15 protein-coding genes and 1 tRNA gene are annotated in these 22600 nt (G+C 30.6%); 5 read left to right on the top strand and 11 right to left on the bottom strand.

What is annotated here, in order from left to right; translation table 11 throughout:
- The 3 genes from L0U77_RS06335 to L0U77_RS06325 all read left to right on the top strand — a co-directional run.
- A partial coding sequence (locus L0U77_RS06335) for an Ig-like domain-containing protein (RefSeq protein WP_233900908.1) occupies window positions 1-2702 on the top strand: 2702 nt, incomplete at its 5' end.
- Window positions 2703-2712: 10 nt separating this feature from the next.
- Complete coding sequence (locus L0U77_RS06330; protein ID WP_233900907.1) at window positions 2713-3627, top strand: PorP/SprF family type IX secretion system membrane protein; 915 nt, start codon at window positions 2713-2715, stop codon at window positions 3625-3627.
- Between the two features lie 25 nt (window positions 3628-3652).
- Window positions 3653-5599: an OmpA family protein gene (locus L0U77_RS06325; RefSeq protein WP_233900906.1), complete on the top strand. Its 1947-nt coding sequence runs from the start codon at window positions 3653-3655 to the stop codon at window positions 5597-5599.
- Window positions 5600-5667: 68 nt separating this feature from the next.
- On the opposite strand, the gene L0U77_RS06320 is transcribed toward L0U77_RS06325, so the two are convergent.
- From L0U77_RS06320 to L0U77_RS06310, 3 genes are all read right to left on the bottom strand, one after another.
- Complete coding sequence (locus L0U77_RS06320; protein WP_233886019.1) at window positions 5668-6414, bottom strand: DUF4184 family protein; 747 nt, start codon at window positions 6412-6414, stop codon at window positions 5668-5670.
- A 68-nt stretch (window positions 6415-6482) separates the two neighbouring features.
- On the bottom strand, window positions 6483-7661 hold the full coding sequence (locus tag L0U77_RS06315; RefSeq protein WP_233900905.1) for a tyrosine-type recombinase/integrase: 1179 nt from the start codon (window positions 7659-7661) through the stop codon (window positions 6483-6485).
- A gap of 126 nt (window positions 7662-7787) precedes the next feature.
- Window positions 7788-7861 (bottom strand) — tRNA-Met (locus L0U77_RS06310).
- 111 nt (window positions 7862-7972) lie between these two features.
- Between L0U77_RS06310 and L0U77_RS06305 the strand changes: the two genes are divergently transcribed.
- Entirely contained in the window at window positions 7973-8353 is a 381-nt protein-coding gene (locus L0U77_RS06305; RefSeq protein ID WP_193699899.1) for an START-like domain-containing protein, read from the top strand.
- Between the two features lie 151 nt (window positions 8354-8504).
- Window positions 8505-9335: an aminotransferase class IV gene (locus L0U77_RS06300; RefSeq protein ID WP_233884388.1), complete on the top strand. Its 831-nt coding sequence runs from the start codon at window positions 8505-8507 to the stop codon at window positions 9333-9335.
- On the opposite strand, the gene L0U77_RS06295 is transcribed toward L0U77_RS06300, so the two are convergent.
- From L0U77_RS06295 to L0U77_RS06260, 8 genes are all read right to left on the bottom strand, one after another.
- Window positions 9332-9889 carry a YqgE/AlgH family protein gene (locus L0U77_RS06295; RefSeq protein ID WP_101916830.1) on the bottom strand — a complete coding sequence of 186 codons (558 nt, stop codon included), beginning with the start codon at window positions 9887-9889 and terminating at the stop codon, window positions 9332-9334. The genes L0U77_RS06300 and L0U77_RS06295 overlap by 4 nt on opposite strands.
- Window positions 9890-10029: 140 nt before the next feature.
- The gene (locus L0U77_RS06290; RefSeq protein ID WP_193699898.1) at window positions 10030-11448 is read right to left on the bottom strand and encodes an efflux transporter outer membrane subunit; all 1419 of its coding nucleotides are present in this window, start codon (window positions 11446-11448) and stop codon (window positions 10030-10032) included.
- Window positions 11449-11454: 6 nt separating this feature from the next.
- Complete coding sequence (locus tag L0U77_RS06285) at window positions 11455-14592, bottom strand: efflux RND transporter permease subunit (protein WP_233897820.1); 3138 nt, start codon at window positions 14590-14592, stop codon at window positions 11455-11457.
- A 23-nt stretch (window positions 14593-14615) separates the two neighbouring features.
- Window positions 14616-15749, bottom strand: a complete 1134-nt coding sequence (locus L0U77_RS06280; RefSeq protein ID WP_233900904.1) for an efflux RND transporter periplasmic adaptor subunit — start codon at window positions 15747-15749, stop codon at window positions 14616-14618.
- Window positions 15750-15793: 44 nt separating this feature from the next.
- A complete protein-coding gene (locus L0U77_RS06275) occupies window positions 15794-16297 on the bottom strand; it encodes a GbsR/MarR family transcriptional regulator (protein ID WP_233884384.1) in 504 nt (167 codons plus the stop codon).
- A gap of 178 nt (window positions 16298-16475) precedes the next feature.
- Window positions 16476-18683: a PepSY domain-containing protein gene (locus tag L0U77_RS06270; RefSeq protein WP_233900903.1), complete on the bottom strand. Its 2208-nt coding sequence runs from the start codon at window positions 18681-18683 to the stop codon at window positions 16476-16478.
- Window positions 18684-18745: 62 nt separating this feature from the next.
- On the bottom strand, window positions 18746-20080 hold the full coding sequence (locus tag L0U77_RS06265; RefSeq protein WP_233900902.1) for a hypothetical protein: 1335 nt from the start codon (window positions 20078-20080) through the stop codon (window positions 18746-18748).
- Between the two features lie 58 nt (window positions 20081-20138).
- On the bottom strand, window positions 20139-22556 hold the full coding sequence (locus L0U77_RS06260) for a TonB-dependent receptor domain-containing protein (RefSeq protein WP_233899804.1): 2418 nt from the start codon (window positions 22554-22556) through the stop codon (window positions 20139-20141).
- Window positions 22557-22600: the final 44 nt, after the last annotated feature.

Genomic DNA, 22600 nt, shown 5'->3' with positions numbered 1-22600 from the left:
CGAATAACGGAAATGGATTAGATTCAGATGTTGACGGCGATACATTAACAATTACAGATATCAATGGAACTACCCCAGTTGTAGATACACCAATTAGTGTAACAGGAGGAACAGTAACATTATTATCAGATGGAACATTAGATATTCAACCTGATGGAACCGGAACTGCAATTACTTTCCCATATACCATAAGTGATGGAAATGGCGGAACAGATACAGCGAATGTTGATGTAACAATCGGTAATACTGCACCAGTTGCAGAAGATGATTCAGCAAGTACAACAGTTGATGTATTAGTAAATGTAGATGTTTTAGCGAATAACGGAAATGGATTAGATTCAGATGTTGACGGCGATACATTAACAATTACAGATATCAATGGAACTACCCCAGTTGTAGATACACCAATTAGTGTAACAGGAGGAACAGTAACATTATTATCAGATGGAACATTAGATATTCAACCTGATGGAACCGGAACTGCAATTACTTTCCCATATACTATTAGTGATGGAAATGGCGGAACAGATACAGCGAATGTTGCTGTAACAATCGATAATACTCCACCAGTAGCACAGGATGATACTGCAAGTACAATGATTGATGAATTAGTAAATGTAGATGTTTTAGCGAATAACGGAAATGGATTAGATTCAGATGTTGACGGCGATACATTAACAGTTACAGATATCAATGGAACTACCCCAGTTGTAGATACACCAATTAGTGTAACAGGAGGAACAGTAACATTATTATCAGATGGAACATTAGATATCCAACCTGATGGAACCGGAACTGCAATTACTTTCCCATATACTATTAGTGATGGAAATGGCGGAAACGATACAGCAAATGTTGATGTAACAATAGTTCCAAAAGACGAAAACCCAACAGCTGAACCTGACACAGCATCAACATTAAAAGATACGCCTGTAACTACAGGAAATGTCCTAGAAAATGATAGTGTTTTAGACAACGCAACAATCACTAGTTTTGATGCGATAAGCACTAAAGGTGGAACGGTTGTAAATAATAGCGATGGAACATTTGATTATACACCAGCTACAGGATTTGTAGGAAAAGATACTTTTACATATACACTTTGTGATGATGATACACCAAAAGCAAGTTGTTCAATAGCAACGGTAACGGTAACAGTTGGCGACGTAATTAAAGACGATCTAGCAAAGACAGAAATAAACACACCAGTTGTGGTTGATATTTTAGAAAATGATATTGATATTCCAACAGATGGAGATATCACAATAAAAACGCCACCAACCAACGGAACTGTTGTTATTACAGATCCAAATGGAACACCAAATGATCCAAGCGATGACGTTGTAACGTATATGCCAAACACGGATTTCACAGGAAAAGATACCTTTGAATACGAACTTTGTGATAACGCATCACCAGCAACTTGTAATACAGCAACGGTAACGGTAACAGTTGGAACATCTATTGATACCGATGGTGATGGAATTAGTGATAGTCAAGAAGTAATTGATGGAACAAACCCAGAGAATGCTTGTGATCATAAAGGAGGAACGACACCAGGAACTGCGGATTGTGATACAGATGGATTGACCAATGATGAAGAAACAACAGGAATTGATGACCCAAGTACGCCAGCAAATCCTGATGGAACAATAACCGACCCAACAAAACCAGATACTGATGGCGATGGTGTTTTAGATGGAATTGAAATTTTAGGAGGTACAGACCCGAATGATCCATGTAGTTTGGATGCCGTATATATTACAGAAGATAAAACAACAACAGTAGATTGTATTGGAAATCCAACAGCAGAAAATGACAGTGTATCAACCTTTAAAAACACTCCCGTAACCACAGGAAATGTATTAGAAAATGATACTGTACTAGATGGCGCAACCATTACAAAGTTAGATACAACAACTACTAACGGAGGAACAGTAGTAAATAATCAAGATGGGACATTTACATATACTCCAGCATCTGATTTTGTAGGAGAAGATACCTTTACGTATACACTTTGTGATGATGATAAACCAATACCAAGTTGTTCAACAGCTACGGTAACGGTGAATGTTGCATCAGTAATTGAACCTATTGTTGATGATTACACGGCAACGCCAGTATTAGTTGGAGAAAGTACACCATCGATAATCGATAACGATACATTTAATGGAAATCCAATAGTTGTAGGAACAGGAAAAGATGAAGTTACTTTAACGCCCAATCCAAACCAAACAAATGAACCAGGATTTACATTTAATGCTGATGGAACTATTACGATTTCAGAAGATGTAACTGAAGGAACGTATGAATTAGAGTATCAGATTTGCGAAAATGAAGTTATTACTCCAAACTGTGCTATAGCAAAAGTTAAGATTCTAGTTAAGAAAAAATCACTTCCTTGTGGAATGCCATACAATATTATGACCCCTGATAATGATGGAGAAAATGATAGTTTCTTTATCTCTTGTATTGATAAGCCAGCGTATAGTAAAAATACGGTAGAGATTTTTAATAGATGGGGAAATACGGTTTATAAAGCCTCAGGATATAATAATTCGGATGTTTCTTTTAAAGGGATTTCAAACGGACGTGCAACAATCACAGTAGATGAGAAATTACCACCGGGAACTTATTATTATGTTATTGATTTAGGAGATGGATCAGCACCTAAAGCAGGTTGGTTATACATAAATAGATAAAAAAAGAGATATGAAAATTAGATATACACTGCTATTAATTCTTTGCGCTGTACTTGGAGTTACTGCTCAGCAAGATCCACAATATACGCAATACATGTATAATACGATGAGCGTTAATCCAGCATATGCTGGTTCTAGCGGACATTCAATTATCAATTTGTTAGGACGTACGCAATGGGTCGGTTTAGATGGCGCACCCGATACACAAACGCTAAGTTATGATACTCCGCTAGGTTATAGCGGAGTTGGTTTAGGAATCAATTTAACGAACGATAGAATTGGACCTGCGAGTGAATTATTTTTAGATATCAACGGATCTTATACGATTCGTACGAGTGATGAAGGAAATTTATCCTTCGGATTAAAATTAGGAGGTCGTCATTTAAACGTAGATTGGAGTAAAGGACGAGTTAAAAATGTAAACGATAAAAAAATACAAGGAAATATCAATAAGTTTCTACCAACGATAGGAGCAGGATTGTATTACTATACGAATACATGGTATGTTGGAGGAGCGATTCCTAATTTCATAAGTACGGATCATTATGATGATGTAAGTAATGGTGGAGATATTGCAACCGAACGCATGCACTTATTTTTTATCGCAGGATATGTTTTTGATTTAAGTGATAATATCAAATTTAAACCAGCAGCTTTGGTAAAGGCAGTAAAAGGCGCTCCTTTATCAGTAGATGTATCGGCAAATTTTATGTTTAATGAAAAAGTAACAGCAGGATTAGCGTGGAGATGGGATGATTCGATAAGTGCTTTATTAGGTTTTCAAATCACTAGAGAATTGTATCTAGGTTTTGCTTATGATTTAACCTCTTCAAATTATAGCAATTACAATTCAGGAACATACGAAGTAATGTTACGATATGAAATGTTTAAAGAACAAGCGATAAAATCCCCAAGATTCTTCTAAATATTTTTAAAGAAAATTAAGCGATATGAAAAACACACTATATATATTAATTTTATTGATAAGTACTGCTAGTTTCGGGCAACGAAAATACGCAGCAGATAGGTATTATAAAGAATTTGCGTATAAAAAAGCAGCAGAATTATATGAATCTATCCATAGAAAAGGAGATACATCTTATTTAGTTTTAAGCCGTTTGGCAGATGCTCAATATTTTAATTTTGAGTTTGAAAAAGCGGAAAAAAACTACTCAAAATTAATGGATTTTCATGAGAAAATAGCTTCTAGTAAACATTTATTTAGATACTCACAAGTATTAAAAACGAATGGAAAAATAGCGGAATCAGATAAATGGCTTTTGAAATTACGAGGCGAAAATGCGATGGATAGTCGGGTGAGATCATTAGAGCAAAACAAAAATTATTTTTCAGAGTATTCTAATAAACCGAAAACGTTTATAAATATTCATAATATATCAACGAATACAAAATATTCAGATTTTGGCGGTTTTATTTATGAAGATGCACTTTATTTTGCATCAACAAAACCGAAAGTAAAGAGTGATAAAAAGCTGTATAAATGGAATAAACAACCATTTTTAAACATCTATAAAGCGAAGCAAAAAAACATGATTGCTAAGAAAATGTTGGATGTTGAAGAAGCAACGATGTTGGAGGATTTAAGCTCAAAATATCATGAATCGAATATGATTATCACCAAAAAAGGTAAAAAAGCCTATTTTACACGAGATAATTATGATGGTCGAAAATTAAAAGGTGATGAGGATCAAGTCTCACATCTTAAAATTTATAGTGCAGATAAAATAGGTGATTTTTGGGGAAATGTTCAAGAATTACCATTTAATAGTGATGCTTTTTCATGTGGTCATCCAGCGTTAAGTGCTGATGAAAAAACGTTGTATTTTGTATCAGATATGCCCAATGGATTTGGAGGTACAGATATCTATAAAGTAGCGATTTTAGAAAATAATAAGTTTGGGAAACCTGCGAATTTAGGAAAAGCAATCAATACGGAAAGTAGGGAAATGTTTCCTTTTATCGGAAAAGATAATGAGTTGTATTTTTCATCTGATGGTCATTTAGGTTTAGGAGCTTTGGATGTTTTTGAAGCGAAATATGATGGTGAAAATCATTTGAATCCAGTGAATTTAGGAAGTCCAATAAATGGAGCTTTTGATGATTTTTCCTTTGTGATAAACAAAGAACATTCGCACGGATTTTTCTCATCAAACAGAAAAGATGGAAAGGGAGATGATGATATTTATAGTTTTATCATTTATCAATGTAAAGAAGATATCAAAGGAATAATTAGTGATTCTCGTACAGGTGAACCAATCTCGAATGTTGTTGTTCAATTAATGAATCCTGCAGGAGAAGTAGTTTCTTCTATAAAAACAGGACGAACAGGTGCGTATCTTTTTGAACAAAAAGATTGTGAACATAATTTTGTAGTTGTAGCGTCAAAAGATGGTTATAAAAATGTGAAAGAAGAAACGGAAACGCTTGATGTAAATCAACAAGATGTTGTTGTGAATCTTAGTTTACAATCGTTAATTGTTGGAAATCAGATTGTAATCAACCCCATTTATTTTGATTTTGATAAGTCAAATATCCGAGAAGATGCGGAGTATGAATTGGAAGATATTGTAACGGTAATGAATACGTATCCAGAATTGGTTATTAAAATCGAATCGCATACGGATAGCCGAGGAGGTAAAGATTATAATAGGAATTTATCAGATAGCCGAGCAAAATCAACCCGTGATTATATAATTTCAAGAGGAATTTCATCAAACAGAATAGAAAGCGCGATTGGTTTTGGAGAAGATAATTTACTAAATCATTGTGATGATGCGAATAGTAGCAAGTGTAGTAAAGAAGAACATCAGAAAAACAGGCGTTCTTACTTTTACATCATCAAAGGAAATGAAAGTGTAAAGGCAATAAATGAGTAAGAAATCAGCAAAAAATAAATTATTAGTCAAAATAACAAAAACACGAAGTTCGCTTCGTGTTTTTTGGTTTATAGGTTTATTTTTATTTTGTGATTTTGTCTTTTCAAAAATAAAAAGACAAAGGAAACTATTGTTATCGCAATCATTATCGAGCTTATTGTACTTACAATGATATTTCCGTATGCTGTTATTTGTAAGCCGTTAAAAAATCGAATTATTAAAATAACAATTGTTACTAAACTGATAGCTATCCAATAAGTACGATTAGGTTTAGATACTATTATTTTCTTTTTTTCTTGCTTTTTAAAAGACCAAATAATGAATAATCCGCCTACCAGCGTACTTAAATGTTGCAATACTTTAAAGTGTGAAATTTGAGAATTTAATATTTTTTTATTCAGTTGAAAATAGTTCGTAAAAAAAGTGTTTTGGTGTGTAAAAGAATCCCAAAATAAGTGAGAATACGCTCCAATTAGAATAGATAAACAAACAATAAACCAATTTTTAATAAAATAATTATTCCAGTTTAAATTTTTTAAGTGAGTTGTTCGTATTTGAATATATTTAGGTGAGTTTTCTAGCAGTGATTTTTTAATAATAAGATGAAAAATAAAACATAAGAACAGTCCTAAAGGAAGGTTAAACCATAGCGTTCCAAGTATGGTATGACTGAAGTTACTTTGAATTTTCATCCGTAGAAAATATTCAAAATCAGGCGTTAAACTACCAATTATTAATGCGGTTAAAGAAATCCATTTTCCAAAGATATTTTTAAGCGGTAAAACAATTGCTGGATGCGAAAAGGTAAACGGCATTTTTTTATATTGATTTTATTTTATAAAAAGTAGTTTAAATAACTCGAAAGATAAGGAAACTACCTGATTTAAATATTAAGCCTTGCTTTTTGAATATTTCGACTCGCTTTAAATACTGTTTTTGGTAGATATTCTTCGGTTTGCTTAATTGAATAATGCCTTGCTTGGTTTCTAACGTCAATTGTTGGGATTCCTAAGTGTAAATAATTGGTAATTCCTGTATCTTTTAAAGAATACCATTGATAGGAATTGCTAAACTTTAGCTGTTTTTTGTATTTGCTCCAAGTATCCGATATTTTTTTCGGTTCTAATTGAGTTTCTCCAGGTTTAAAATTATCATCAGAAAATAGAAAATCATCATTTTTAGCATACTTTAAATGTTCAATTAAAACGTGAATTAATTGGCTTGGAATGGTTACTATCTGTGATTTTCTATTTTTACTCACATCAGCAGGAATGCTGATAATTCCATTTTTTAAAATAACATCACCAACTTTTAATTTTGTTAATTCAGTTCTTCTGATTAAACAATAAAAAGCGGTATAGCATAAGAAAAAATAATGTTTGTCGTTTTTTTCTAAATAATTAAAAATTTCTGTTCGTTCTTTTAGAGGGATTATAGTTCTTCTTTTTTCCGATACTCTAATTTTGTCAATAAATCCTGTAAAATCTACTTTCAGATAATCTCTTTTGATTAGCCATCGATTAAAAAGACTGATAAATCCTAAATAATTATTGTGTGTTCTGGCTGAATTTTTACGTTCATAAAAAATCATATCTAAAAAACTACGACAAAATCTTTCATTAAAAAAGTACACATTGCAATTCGATTGTTTTTTAAAAGTTAAGTATACTTTTAGATTTTTGATGTAACTTGTGTAGGCTCTTAACGTATCAGGGCGTAAAGAATCCTTGATTGTTTGTTGATTTATTTGATGTAAATAAATATCAAATACATCAAATAATTTTATTTTTTCAGTTGGTTTTTCTTGTGCTTGTTTGTAAGGAGTCCAACCTCTCATTAATTGGTCGTTTAATCTAGCTATAATAGATTTTGCATATATTCTTCTTTCTCTTTTATTCTTAATGTATTTTACCCGATGTCTTTTTCTTTTTAATCGTCTGCTTGGATCAGATTCGTATGGATCTATGGCATAATAAACAATTTCCCAAACTTTATTTTCTTTTAATTCGGCAGGAACATAATTGATAAAAGGTAATAGGTTGCTCTTTTGAAGTTTTGACATTTTTTTTTTACGTTGATTTTAAGAACAAAATTAACGGTAAAAAAGAATATATTTTGGCGAGCTTTTGACGCATTTTTTTGTATACAAAAAGAAACCCTTTAAAATAAAGGGTTTCAGAGTGTATTGTAGCGAGAAGCAGATTTGAACTGCCGACCTCAGGGTTATGAATCCTGCGCTCTAACCAACTGAGCTATCTCGCCATTGCGGGTGCAAATATACATCTTATTTTTAGATACACAAATGAAAATCTAATAAAAATGAATTTTTTTTTCAAAAATAAAGATATATCTTGCCATACCAAGAAAAAAAAAATGACAAAAGTTAAATACGAATTAGAATTTCCTATACACGCATCACCAAGTATGTTGTATAATTGTTTGGCAACGCCATCAGGATTAGAAGAATGGTTTGCTGATAGTGTTAATTCTCGTGGAAAATTAATTACTTTCACCTGGGATGATACCGAAGAAGAAGCTAAAATTATCGCAAAAAAAGTAAACGAACGCATCAAATATAAATGGGTTGAAAGTGAAGATGATGAAAGTTATTTCGAATTTTTAATACAAGTAGATGCGCTAACAAAAGATGTTGCCGTAATTATTACCGATTTTGCCGATACTGATGAAGTTGAAGAAGCTAAAATGTTATGGGAAAGTCAAATTGAAAGTTTGAAAAATAGTATCGGAGCATAATATTTTATACCTTATAAAAATCACAAAAAAAACTCGATATTGTAGTCTCTTATCATCGAGTTTTTTTACCGCGACTTTATCGAAATTATTCTAATTTTATTTTATAGTTTTATTATAGTTTTATTGTAATTTTGCAATCAAATTTTGAAAAATGATTAACTTTAACGGGGAAATAATATCAGAAACAGCACTACGAATATCTAAAGATAATAGAGCCTTTAAATATGGCGATGCTATTTTTGAAACCATACGGGTACTCAACACCAAAGTTGTTTTTATGGAAGACCATTATTTTAGATTAATGGCGTCAATGAGAATGCTACGTATGGAAATTCCGATGTCATTTACACTTGAGTTTTTGCAAGATGAAATCTTAAAAGTAATCAATGAATTACCAACATCACAAAATTATAGAGTTCGATTAAGTGTTTATAGAAAAGATGGCGGATTATACAAACCAACATCAAACCAAATTGATTATTTAATTGAAGCGAACGGATTTAATCCAACTCAAAAAACAAGCTATAAAATAGATTTATACAAAGATTTTTATAACTATTCTGGATTATTATCAACCATAAAAACAACCAACAGAATGTTAAATACTTTGTCAGCTATTTTTGCTGATGAAAATGATTTAGACAACTGTATTTTACTCAACGAACGAAAAGGAGTCGTAGAGGCAATTAATGGAAATGTTTTTGTAATTAAAGATGGAATTATCAAAACACCTGCTTTAACAGAAGGCTGTATTAAAGGAATTGTTCGAAAAAAAGTTATCGAAATTTTAGAAAAACATCCTGATTATTCAATAGAAGAAACTACAATTTCTCCTTTTGAACTCCAAAAAGCAGATGAAATATTCATCACAAATGCCATTGCAGGGATTCAATCGGTTACCAATTATCGAAAGAAAATATTTACATCAGAAATAACTCAAAAAATAAAAAGTAGTCTTAATTTATTAACAATTACTGGTTAATTCATTTGAACATCACTTGGAGCATTTGCCCAAATTTTATATTTGCCACCTTTTTGAAGCAATTTATTTTTCCAAAAGTTGGCATTTCTTATTGCTAAAATATTTTCATAATTATTTTCAGCGATAAACCAAGAATTTGTTTTTAATTCTGATGCTAATTGATTTGTTTCCCAACCAGAATATCCTAAAAAGAAACGAATATCGGTAGATTTTAATTTTTTATCGATTAATAATTCTTTTAAAAGGTCAAAATTTCCACCCCAATAAATGCCGTTGGCAACTTCAATACTGTTGGGGATTAATTGTGGAACTTTGTGTATAAAATATAAATTATCCTGCTCTACAGGACCTCCTTGATATATCTGGAAATCACAATCAATATCAGGAACAAAATCACTCAAAACATGTTGTGAAGGTCTGTTTAAAATAAAACCAACCGAACTTTTTGAAGTATGTTCTGTTACTAAAATAATCGTTCGATTAAAACAAGTATCATTTAAAATAGTAGGATCTGCAATTAATAACCTACCTTTTTCGAGCGTGAGAGTAATCATAATATTTGGTGTTTAGCAAGACCAAAATAAATTAAAATATGCAAAAATTAGTAAAAAATTAACATTTATTTTAAAATCATAAAAAAAACTACTAATTAGCGTATAATTAGTAGTTTTTTTATGTAGTAGTATATTGTTTTTTATTTCCAACCGCCACCTAATGCCTGATATAAATTAACAACAATTACTAATTGTTGTCGTTTACTGTCGATACTATTTAGTTCGGCACGCAAGGCACTTTCTCTGGCTGTTAATAAATCTAAATAATTAGCAAAGCCACTTTTCAGTAATTCTTCCGAGTTCATTTCGGCAGTACGTAAGGCTTCTACTTCTTTTTTTCGGAATTCAAATTTCTTAATTTCTGATTGATAAGAAAATAATGTATTTGATACTTCATTACCCGCAATTAGCAATGTTTTTTTAAATTCTAACAAAGCTTTTTCTTGTTGAGCAATAGCAACTTCTCTTTGGGTTTTTAATTTCCGTTGATTAAATAACGGCTGTGTTAAACCTCCTACGATATTTGCGAATAACGAATTTATATTAAATAATTTATCTAAATCTAAACTTTGCAAACCTCCTGCCGCAGTTAACTTCAAAGAAGGATATAAACTACTTTTAGCCATGTTGGTTTGTTCAAATGATTTGATTAAATTATATTCTGAAGCGATAACATCAGGTCTATTTCGTAATAAATTTGCAGGTATCCCTAGCGTGATATTTTGGTCATTTTTTTGAACAGCTAAACTACTTCTTTGAATACTAGTTGATGTTTTACCTAATAAAATACTAAGGGTATTTTCAGTTTTAAAAATAGCATTTTCAATATCTACTTGCAAAGCTTTTGCATTATTGAATTGTGCGATATTCTGATCCACTGCAACTTGTGTTACTTGTCCTGCATCTTTTAAAGCTTTGATGGTCGCAAGGCTACTTTCTCTAGTTAAAATAGTTTGTTTGGTTATTTCTAACTGCGCATCTAAAGCTAATAAATTATAATAAGTAGTGGCAATACCAGCAATAAGTTTTGTTTTTACTGCTTGATGTCCGGCAACACTTTGCAAATAAACCGCTTGTGTAGCTCTTTTGTTACTACGTATTTTACCCCAAATATCGGCTTCCCAAGTTAAGTTGGCACTAATATCAAATTGATCGGTAGAAGTATTGCTTAAAAATGCTCCAAACTGACTATTTTTTGATAATTCTTGATGCGTTACATTTGCACCAATATTTATTGATGGTAAATATCCAGCTTTTCCTTGTTTTGCGTATGCTTGAGCGGTAATCATTTGCTGAATAGCAATACGAACATCCATATTATTTTTAAGACCTTCTTCAATATATTGTTGAAGATATGTATCTGTAAATAAATTTTTCCAAGAAATATTAGCCATAGATATGCTATCCGTAGCTAAATTATCGGTTCTATAAAGAGAATCATTTTCTTTAATTTCAGGTCTTACATAATCTTTGGCAACAAAACAACTTTGTAATGTTAATGAGATTATTGCAACTATAATTGCTTTGCCAAAATAAATATATTTAGTTGTAAATTTCATGATTTTTTATGCTTCTATCGTTTGTATTGCTGATTTTTTAGTTACTTTTTCCTGTAACCATTGAAATAAGATAAATAAAACTGGAATTACAAAAACTCCTAAAATAGTTCCTATAAGCATTCCTCCAGCGGCTCCTGTACCAATCGCATTATTTCCTTCTGCACCAACACCTTTTGCTAAGACTAAAGGCATTAATCCTAAAATAAAAGCAAATGAAGTCATTAAAATTGGTCGTAAACGAGATTTTGCTCCGTGAATAGCCGCTGCTACAATAGTTTCACCATTATGACGTCTTTGAAGTGCAAATTCTACAATAAGGATGGCGTTTTTAGCGAGTAAACCAATCAGCATAATTAAGGAAATTTGAAAATAAATATTATTCTCTAATCCAAAGAATTTTGTACTTATATAAGCTCCAAATACTCCAAAAGGAATAGAAAATATAACCGCTAACGGTAAAATATAACTTTCATATTGTGCACTTAATAAAAAGTATATAAATAAAATACTTAATATAAATATAAAGGTTGTTTGATTTCCAGCACTTACTTCTTCACGAGTTAAACCAGAATAAGCAATGGTATAATTACTCGGTAATTTAGCGGCCTCTTCTTCGATTATTCGAATAGCATCACCTGTACTAAAACCATCGTTTGTAGCTCCAGATATTGTTGTAGAATTAAATAAATTAAAGCGTGTTACTGATTGTGGACCGTACACACGTTTTAGATTTACAAACTGTGTAATAGGAGTCATTTCGCCTTTTTCGGTTCTAACATACATGTTATCTAAAGCACTTTTATTTGCTCTATCATCTGGTGATGCTTGGATATAGACTCTAAATTGTTTTCCAAATTTTGAAAAATCAGATGCATAAATACCACCAATATATCCTTGTAATGTAGAAAAAATACTATTAATAGGAACTCCTTTTTCTTTTGCCAATGGAACATTTACTTCCATTTCATATTGAGGATATTTTGTGTTAAAAGAAGATTGTGCGTATTTAATTTCAGGATGTTTCATTAACGCCATTGAAAATTCTTTATTAGCCTTGTCTAAATCTGTAAATTTCCCTCCAAATTTATCTAATAAATTTACTTCAAAACCTGCTGAATTTCCAAAACCACGAATACTTGGAGGCGAAAAGAAAATAATATTTGCTTCGGGTATTGTTGAGGCAATTCCAAATAATTGACCTGTAATTGCTTTTACTGAAAGTGCTGTTGTTTTTCGTTCACCCCAGTCTTTTAGTTTTATAATCCCAAAACCAAAATTACTTCCAGCTCCACTAATTAAACTACGTCCTTTGATAAAGTTTACACCAATAATACCATCAATACTAGTTATTTTATCGTATAAATTTCTTGATACAGCATCAGTTCTATCTAAAGAAGCACCTGCGGGTAATTCGATATTTGCAAAAATAATTCCTCTATCTTCATTGGGTACAAAACCTGTTGGAGTTGTTTTTGATGCCCAAAAGATTCCAACAATTGCTAAAATTAATAACAGTGCAGGTACCCATTTTTTCTTATATAAAAACTCTAATGATTTCCCATATCTTTCCACAGTAGCGTTAAATCCACGATTAAAAAGTGTGTAAAAACGCTGTAAAGCACTTTTATTTTTTAACTCTTGATCTTCCTTATGAGTTTTTAATAAAATAGCACACAAAGCAGGACTTAATGTTAACGCATTTACTGCCGAAATAAGAATTGCAATAATTAAGGTAACTCCAAATTGTTCATAAAAAACACCTGTTGGTCCAGTTATAAATGTTACAGGAATAAACACGGCAGCCATTACTAAAGTTATCGATATAATAGCACCAGAAATTTCATTCATGGCAGTTAGTGTTGCCGTTTTCGGATTTTTTTCACCTTCATCCATCTTTGCATGCACGGCTTCTACGACCACAATAGCATCATCTACTACAATACCGATGGCGAGTACTAAGGCAAATAATGTTAAAAGATTAATTGAATATCCGAAAACATTTAAGAAAAAGAAGGTTCCTATAATAGAAACAGGAACTGCAATTGCAGGAATTAAGGTTGATCTAAAATCTTGTAAAAAGATAAAAACTACTAAAAATACTAATAAAAAAGCTTCTAATAAAGTTGTTATTACTTTGCTGATAGAAGCATTTAAAAATAAACTAGTATCGTAGGGTACAAAAATATCTAAACCTTCTGGTAAATCTTTTTTAACAGTTGCTAATGTTGTTTTTATATGCTGAATAATTTCACGAGCATTAGAACCTTTGGTTTGAAAAATCCCCATAAATACGGCAGGATTTCCTAAACTCATGGCATTTGAAGAATATGATTGTGCGTCTAGTTCTATGGTTGCAACATCATTTAAGGTTAAAAACTGACCATTTCCTAAGGCTTTTATAATAATATCTTCATATTGTTTTTCTTCTTTAAAGCGTCCGCTGTAGGTTAGTGTGTATGAAAATGCTTCACCATTATTTTGACCCAAAGAACCTGCGGCAGCTTCTAAATTCTGTTCCTTTAAAGCGGTGATAATATCCGAAGGTATTAAATTATAAGAGGCCAACTTTTCTGGTTTTAACCAAATTCGCATTGCGTAATCTTGTTGAGAAAATACACTTACATCACCAACTCCGCTAATACGTTGCATTGCAGGAATTACATTTATTTTTAAGTAATTTTGTATGAATGTAGCATCATAATCTTCATTTTTTGAATACATTGATATAAACATTAAAGCACTTGTTTCTTGCTTTTGAGTTGTTACCCCTGTTTGTTTTACTTCTTGTGGAAGCAACGGATTTGCTCTTGCTACTCGGTTTTGAACATTAACCGCTGCTATATCAGCATCTATTTCTTGATTAAAATATACGGTAATTTCTGCTGTTCCGTTATTGGAAGCAGTAGAGGTTATGTAGGTCATTCCTTCAACCCCATTAATTTGTTCTTCAATAGGAATAATTACACTTTCTAATACTGTTTCGGCATTTGCTCCAGGATAGGAAGCAACTACTTTAATTGTTGGCGGTGCAATATCAGGATATTCCTCTATTGGTAAACTGGAGATACTTATAATACCAAGTATCACTATGATAATAGAAATTACCGTAGACAATACGGGTCTTTCAATAAATGTTTTTAACATGATGTAGGGTGTTTATAAGTTATTTAGTTTTTAAATAATGTTGGTATCGGTTTTATGGCTTGTTCAAAAGAAACCTCTTTTGGAGTAATTATCATATCATTTTTCAATTTTCCAACACCAGCAACAATAATTTTATCTTGTAACGCTACGCCTGAAGCTACTACATATAAATTATCAACAATAGCCTTTATTTTTATAATTGAAACGGTTACTTTATTCTGATTATCTAGTTTAAAAATCATTATTTTACCTTGTTGCTCATAAGTTGCTTGCTGAGGTACTACAATGGCGTTTTTATAGATTGTTGGAATTTGAATTTTACCACTATTTCCGTTTGTTAATAACTGATTAGGGTTATCAAAAACAGCTCTAAGGCTTACCGTTCCTGTATTTTTATTTACTTGTCCTGTACTGGTTTCTATAGTTCCTTTTTCAGAATAGATACTATTGTTGGCTAAAACAAGGTTTACTTTTGCGTAGTTTGTTAATTTTTCTTGTAATGTTTTACCTGTTGCATTTTGTAAAAAATCTAAATATGCTGTTTCATTTAAATTAAAAAAAGCGTATACTTTACTAATATCACTAACAGTGGTAAGCGGTACAGAGTTATTAGGATTAATTAATGAACCTTCTCTAAAATTAATAGCGCCTACAAAACCATTTACAGGACTTTTAATGGTAGCGTATCCAATATTTGCATTTACACTGCTATAATTTGCTTTTGCTTGTGCTAAATTTGCTTTGGCGGTTTCTAGCTGAACGGCACTAATAATATTTTTTTCTACTAATGGTTTTAATTTTTCAACTTCAACTTGTGCAACATTTACACGTGCTTTAGCGGCACTGGCATCTTGATTTAAAGATTGTGTTTCTAATCTAAATAATACTTGACCTTTGCGTACTTTTTGTCCTTCATCAACCAAAACTTTTTGAATATAGCCTCCCATTTTAGCGTTTACATTACTATTAATAATCCCTTCAATAGCGGTTGGATATTCTTTAAAACTTGTTACTGTTTTTGGTGTTATTTGGGTTACAGGAAAACTAGGAGGTGTTGTATTTTTTTTTGCGCTATTTTTTTCTTGTTTATTCCCACAACTTGAAAAAATTGAAAAAGCACTTACTATTAATACTAGCATTATCTTATTTTGTTTCATTTTTTACGTAGTTTATTTTAGGTTTAGTATAGGTTTTATTTGGTTTAGATTTTAAATGTATTACTTGTAATTTTGGTTCTTAATTGGCTGATAGAATCTGTGGCTTCATCTAAAAATTTTATATAATCATTATGAAAACTCAATTCAAATTTTTCATCATCATTTTCAATTTTATGATTATTTTGAATTTCTTTATAATGTTTAATTTCTATGTGTAATTCTCTAATTTCTTTCCATTGTTCGACCATTTTATCAACATGTTGAACAATACTATTTTTATTGACGATAAAATATTTTTTACGATCGCCAGTTTTGGTGAAATACACTATTTTTTTCAAATCCTGTAAATGATTAAGATGTGTAGAAATAGTACTTTTACTAGCACACAAAATACTGACCAAATCTTCAAATGTGGTTCCTTTTTTGCCTGTTAGAATTACGTACGATAAAATACGTGCAGCAACAGGAGCTAAATGTTCTCTATTTTCTAAATGCACGCCTAATTTTTCTACTAAAGCCATTTTTTCTTTGCAGCTTTCTTTTTTCATTTTCATTAATTTGAAGGTTTTTTATATGATTTTAAAAAGTAAAATCGCTCACAAAAATACAGATTAGTTCGGAAGTAACCGAACTAATCGAATAATAAATAATGATAGTAGCATAAGAAAAATAAATACTAGTTTTTTGTAGTAAAAAGAGTTGGTGATAAACTAAAACTGATTATGATTAATAACAATCAGTTTTAATTTGATTTGATTTTTGAAATTTATCTAAAGGAGTGTTTAATTTTTTTAAAGTGATGATTTCTAGTGTTTCTAAAACGCCATTCATCATCGAAAGAGAACCACAAATCATAATAGTTCCGTTGTTTTTTAAGGTTGATGCGATTAAATCAGCATCTTTTAAAAGAATATCTTGAACATATTTTTTGTCATTTTTGTATTGTTGAGAATACGCAAGATGTATATTTTGAGTATTTAAATTTGTTAAAAAAGGCTGATATATTTTGAATGATTCTTGCGTTTTTCCGCCCCAAAATAAGTGTGTTTTTGAGTTGTTTTGTAACATTCCTAAAAAGGGAGCAATTCCTGTTCCGTTGGCAATTAAAATAGTATTTTCTGATTTTTTAGGAAATCTAAAATCTTTATTTTTTTGTATTCTAGCATTTAAAATTTCATCTTTTTTAATAGTTAAAAGAAGGTTCGAACAAATTCCAAATTCATGTTTTTTGATACTTAGTAAAATATCATTTTCTATTTTACCGATAGAGTATAAGCGTTCGATAGAATCTTGTTTTGGTGTAATTGCTAATAAATCACCAGAAGAAAAAGAGTGTTTTCTTGTTGGTTTTAACCGAATTAAAAAAGAATCATCTATATTTAGAGTTGTTGTACTTACAACTGAAAATTGTTGTTGTTTTTTAGGTTTTCTGATGATTTCTTCTAAAAGTATGCTACTATTTGTTTTTTCATTCCATTGTGATACCCAATTTTTAAAATCATCAAAATTTTGATTGTTTATTTTGTAAATTGGTAAAATAGGCGTGAATTCAGGACTATTTTTAAGATAATTATCAATAGTGATGGCAAATTTACAATATTCTTTATATGCTAAAGAACCAAAGCCGACCACGGCGTATTTCAGCTTGTTTTGTTGAGGTATTTTTTTAATTAAATCTAAGAAATTAGTAGCATTTATAGGAGGTTGACCATCACCATAAGTTGATGTTATTATAATTAAATGGGTTGCTTTTTTATATGATGTATAAGCGTTAAGATGCGTTATAAATACGGATTTTTTACTGATGATTAACGCATTATATAATGAGGTTGCATTTCTAAATGATTCGCCAGTTTCCGAGCCTACAAGGATGATAATTAGGGCAGCATCTTTTGAAATATTATTTTTTGGAAGTACACTTTTACGTTTTCTTTTTAAGGCAATTGCAAATCCAGAATACACAAAAAATAAAATAGCAATACAAGAAAGTAAAAGTATTGTAGCCCAAATAATAGTTCCTCGTCCTGTGTGTAAAAATAAACTCCAATCAGATAAAATAGCTGTCCATGATAAATTTTCAGCACTTATAATTTCGCCAGAATATTGATGAATAATTAGTTCTTTTGTATGTGTTTTTAAGAAAAAATAATCTTCGATATCATCTGAAAAAGGAAATTCAATACTTTTTAATTCGTTTAATTTTATGTTTTCAAAAACAGCAAATTCTTCAACAGGAGTTTTTTTAACAGCTTTTTTAGCAACATTTTCATCTGAAGAAAAACCCATAAAACTACTCGAATTAAAGGTGTGTTTAATTTTGGTGTTAGGTAAAATATTAAATTTTTCCAAGGATAAATAAATGCCTGTAAGGGTAATTATGAGTATTGGAATAAAGGCAAAACGCCCGATAATTACGTGATAATATTGAGCAAAATTTTCCTTAATAACTTTGGTGAAAAACTGAATAATTCCACCTTGTCTTTTGATAATTAAGATGCTTCCTGTTAGCGTAATTAAGCATAATAAAAATGAGAAAAATCCGACTAAAAAACGCCCTGTAGATTTTAAAAATAACGACCGATGTAAGTTTGTAGTCCATTTAAAAATAGGTGATTTAGCGGTAATAGTGCTAATTTTTTTTCCAGAAATAGGATTGATGTAAAAAGTTTCACTTTTTCCTGTTTGGGTAATTACCGAAGCTGTTACAAAATTATCTTGATTTACGGTTAAGGTAATTATTTCTTTATATTCTTTTTGTAAAGAAGCAATTGTTTGAGAAATGGTAATTTCATCAGTAGCTATTGCATATGGTTTTAACTGATTTGATATCGGTTCAAAAGCTAAAATAATTCCTGTAATTGAGGCGATAAGTATAAAAATAAAAGAAGATATAGCCAAGGTTAAGTGGCTATATCTCCAAATTGAAATGGTCATAAAATCAATTTAATGTTTGTTGAAAAACTACAATATAAATGAATATTTTATAAAAAAAATAATTAATAGATACCTATATATGTACCTTCTGCTAAGTTTTTTAAAGAAGCACCTAGCGTATATCCTGAAGGACTAGTAGAGGTGGTGTCAAAAATATAAATATTACCATCTTTACCTGTTGGTGTAATTGCCATATAAAATTTACCATCTTTTGTAACTGCATTTTGATATTGTGCAAGCCAAAGGTTATCAGGCATATTCATATCAACTACCGTTTTGTTGTATAAATCAACACGAGCTAGTCCCCAAACTGCATCACTAAACCAGTTAACACTAGCATCTGTATTTGCATAAGGAACGTAACCAATACCATTTCCTGCATAGAACCATCCATTAGAGGCTACATTAAAACCTAAAAGATCAGAAAGATTAAAGTTATAGCTATCGTCATAATCTCCGTTTGTTATTTTTAAAATATGGGTATCATATTGATTATTAGGAACAGAAATAACCTGATACACATCACCCTTTTCATCTAAATGAGAAACAGGGGTTCTGTAACCATTTGTTGCTCCAGCAGCAATATCAGTAGCTATTATTTGAGGATTAGTTAAAGAAGGGTAATCTAAAACTAATGTTTCAACATTTTTGTATTTTGCTTTGGTACAACCTCTTCCAGAGCAAGGGTCTATTGGGTTATAAGCGCTTTTTGACATGCCGTAGTATATCTTATCACCTGCAATTATGGGAGCATCTACTCTTCCTACATAATTATAGTGATTAACATCTACGCCAGCTATATTAATGGTGTATGGTTTTAAGTCGTTATCACTTACAGGAATAATAATTTCTTCAATAGAGCCAAAAGAAAGGTTTTCTAACCCAACACTCATTATTCTAAGAGAAACGTCCGATCTTATATATTTTTTAGGATCATTTACATCAAAAACTCTTTCTGCATTTCCACCATCAGCATAATGTATAGAAGCTGAATTTTCACTTGCCTTTGTCCATCTAGGATAGGCAGTACCCATAGCAAATTCTACATTTTTTTCATATTCTTGCGTAAAATTTTCACCACCATTTATTGCAAACTTATAAATTCTTCCACCTCCATAGTCAAGGTTAAAAAGAGAATTTCCTTCTTTTGAAGAAAAAATTCTAGCAGTTCTGGTAGATGGCATTTCGAAGCCTACACCATCATAACTAACAGTAATATTATTGCTAACATCAGTTAAGGTTTGAGTGTATATTTTAGTTTCTCCTGTTGGACTTGCAGATAATGCTAGTGTGAATTTTTGACGTGTATTACTAGGGTCTATAGGAGTTGGTACAGCCTTAGTAGTATCATCACTATTACAAGAAGTAGTAATAATAAAAACAGAAAATAGGCTCATTACAAATAGCTTTTGAGTAAGCATTCTTAAATTAAAATTGATCATAATATATATTAAATTAAAAAATTATATAATTTATTTTTAGGTAAAAAGCACGTCCTGGTTTTTGCAAAGCATAATTATCAAAAACTTGATTGTTAAACATGTTTTTAGCATCAAAAGAGATGGCTATCTTTTTATTAGGGAATTTATGTGTAATACTAATATCATTAACTAATTGTGTTGGTATGATATCTTTTCCTGCACCACCTAACGATTCCCAGTCTCTGTAAAACCAGTGTACATAAGATAGATTTGTAGAAAAAGTTGTTTCTGATTTTTTATGTATTAAATTGTTTAGACTATATTTTATATCGAAATTAGCTGTAAAAAATGGTGTATTTCTTTCTCTATTTTGATACCAATTAAAAGCTAAACCCTCTTCATTAAATTGAGTATTGAATAACGAATTAAATACTGAAACATTTGTATTGATATCTAATTTTCGGTTATAAGAATAAAAGAGATCAACATCAAAACCTTTACTGATATAACTAAAATCATTTACATATTCTGTAGTTTTATCTGTATTATCTTCTCTAACATTTTTTTTAATTTTATTTTTGGTATCTCTGATAAATGTATTTATCTTAATTTTTGCTTCATTTTTACCAAATTGAAATGTTCCTAAGGTTGCACCAAGATTTAAGTTAGTACTTTTTTCAGGTTTTAGATTGTAGTTAGGTTCTAGGTTTTCAGCAAGATTTCCAAATAATTCTCTTGCAACAGGTAGCCTAAAAGAATTTTCTGCGGATGCTTGTAAAAGAATATCAGGTGTTAATTGGTAAGCGATAGTTCCTCCATAGCCATTAGCATTCATACTTCTGTTAACGTCATTTAGCTCGATAGAGGATGTTTCACTTTCTTTTTTATATTCTATAATGCGAATATTTTGGTTAAATTTTTTATAAAAAACAGTTGTTTTTAATTTGGTATTAAAAGTATTAAAAGAGTATCCTAGTCCTAAAATGTTTTTCTTAGAATCTCTTTTGTCTTCTAAATTTCTTATATCTACATGTTTTAAGGGGTCTTCAGAATTTCTAATAAATTGAGAACGTAGAAAATTTACAGTTAATTTATGGTTTTTATTAACTACATAATTAGCAGTTGCTCTACTTAAATAAACAGTTTCATTATTTTCTTGTAATGTAGGGTTACCAGCTTCAGCACCTGAAAAATATTGATAATAGCCTATTTGGTTTCCGTTATTATCAAATCGTTTTTTGCGTTTTCCATCCCAGTCATAAATATCAGCAACAGTATCTGTAATTTGTCTTTTTAAATCTGAAAAAGAAGAGAATAGTTCTATTTTTAATTTTTTAGATAGTAAGCGATTATTTTTATATGAAAGACTAATTAATTTTGTTTGTTGTGCTGTTTTTCTATTTCCGTAAACAGATTCCATAGTAGCTCCATGTTGTATATCACGATTAAAAGAAGAATGAACGATACCAATTAATAGTTCATCTGCCCATTCTTTGTTTGTAATACCTCCATCAATTTTAAAACCATTAGAGGCGTATGAATCATGAAATCGCTTTGCTTTTACATACGTAATATTTCCAGTAGTAGGTTCTGTAGTGTATACTTGATTGCCCCAAACTTTATAATCATTGTCTGAATAATTATAAAAAGCAGAACCTTTTAAAGTTACTCCAGAATTTTTATTATAATAATTACCTAATACAGATGATTGATGTGTATTAAATGAACCGAAAGAATAAGAAGCTTCTAACATATTTCTAGAAATATGTTTGTTTAAAACAACGTTTATAGCACCACCTAAGGCGTCTCCAGCTAATTCAACAGGAACAACACCTTTATAAACTTCTATGCGTTCTATCATTTTTGTAGGAATACTACTTAATGAAAAAGAAGCTCCATACGAATCTATTGGTACGCCATTAATAAAAATACGGATAGCATTACCAGAAAGTCCGTTAATATTGTAATGTGTATGCGAACCTAACCCGCCATTTTGACGTATTCTAACCCCAGATGTTCTATCTAGTATTTCATTGGCTTGAATAGATTGAAGTTTAAGAGCTTTCATTTTAATTGCATTTACAGCAAACCCTTTCATTTCTATTTTCGATTCTATTGTTTTTCCTGTAATTAAAACTTCATCTAAACTATTCGCTTCATTATACTTTAGTCTATGTTTTATAAACATAGGTTTTTTGTTGATATTGAGAGATATTATTTCTGGTTCTTTATTAAAATGTTTGATGTTAATTCTATGTTTTGCGTATGGAACTTTAGTCAACTTAAAAAAACCAGTACTATCTGTTTCAGTGTATATTGTGCTATTTTTTATATATAAAGAAACGTATTTAGCAGGCGCTCCATTTTTAAAATATATGTTGCCTTCTATTGTTCCATTTTGTGAATAGATGGATGTTGTTATAAAAATTAATATGTAGAAAATGTATTTCATTCGTTTATCGACTATATTTTTTTGCAAAGATAGTATTTAATATT

The sequence above is a fragment of the Tenacibaculum piscium genome, assembly GCF_021390715.1.
Classification (GTDB): Bacteria; Bacteroidota; Bacteroidia; order Flavobacteriales; family Flavobacteriaceae; genus Polaribacter; species Polaribacter piscius.
The sequence above is the reverse complement of the archived record's forward strand: the minus strand, read 5'-3'. Positions and strand labels throughout refer to the sequence as shown.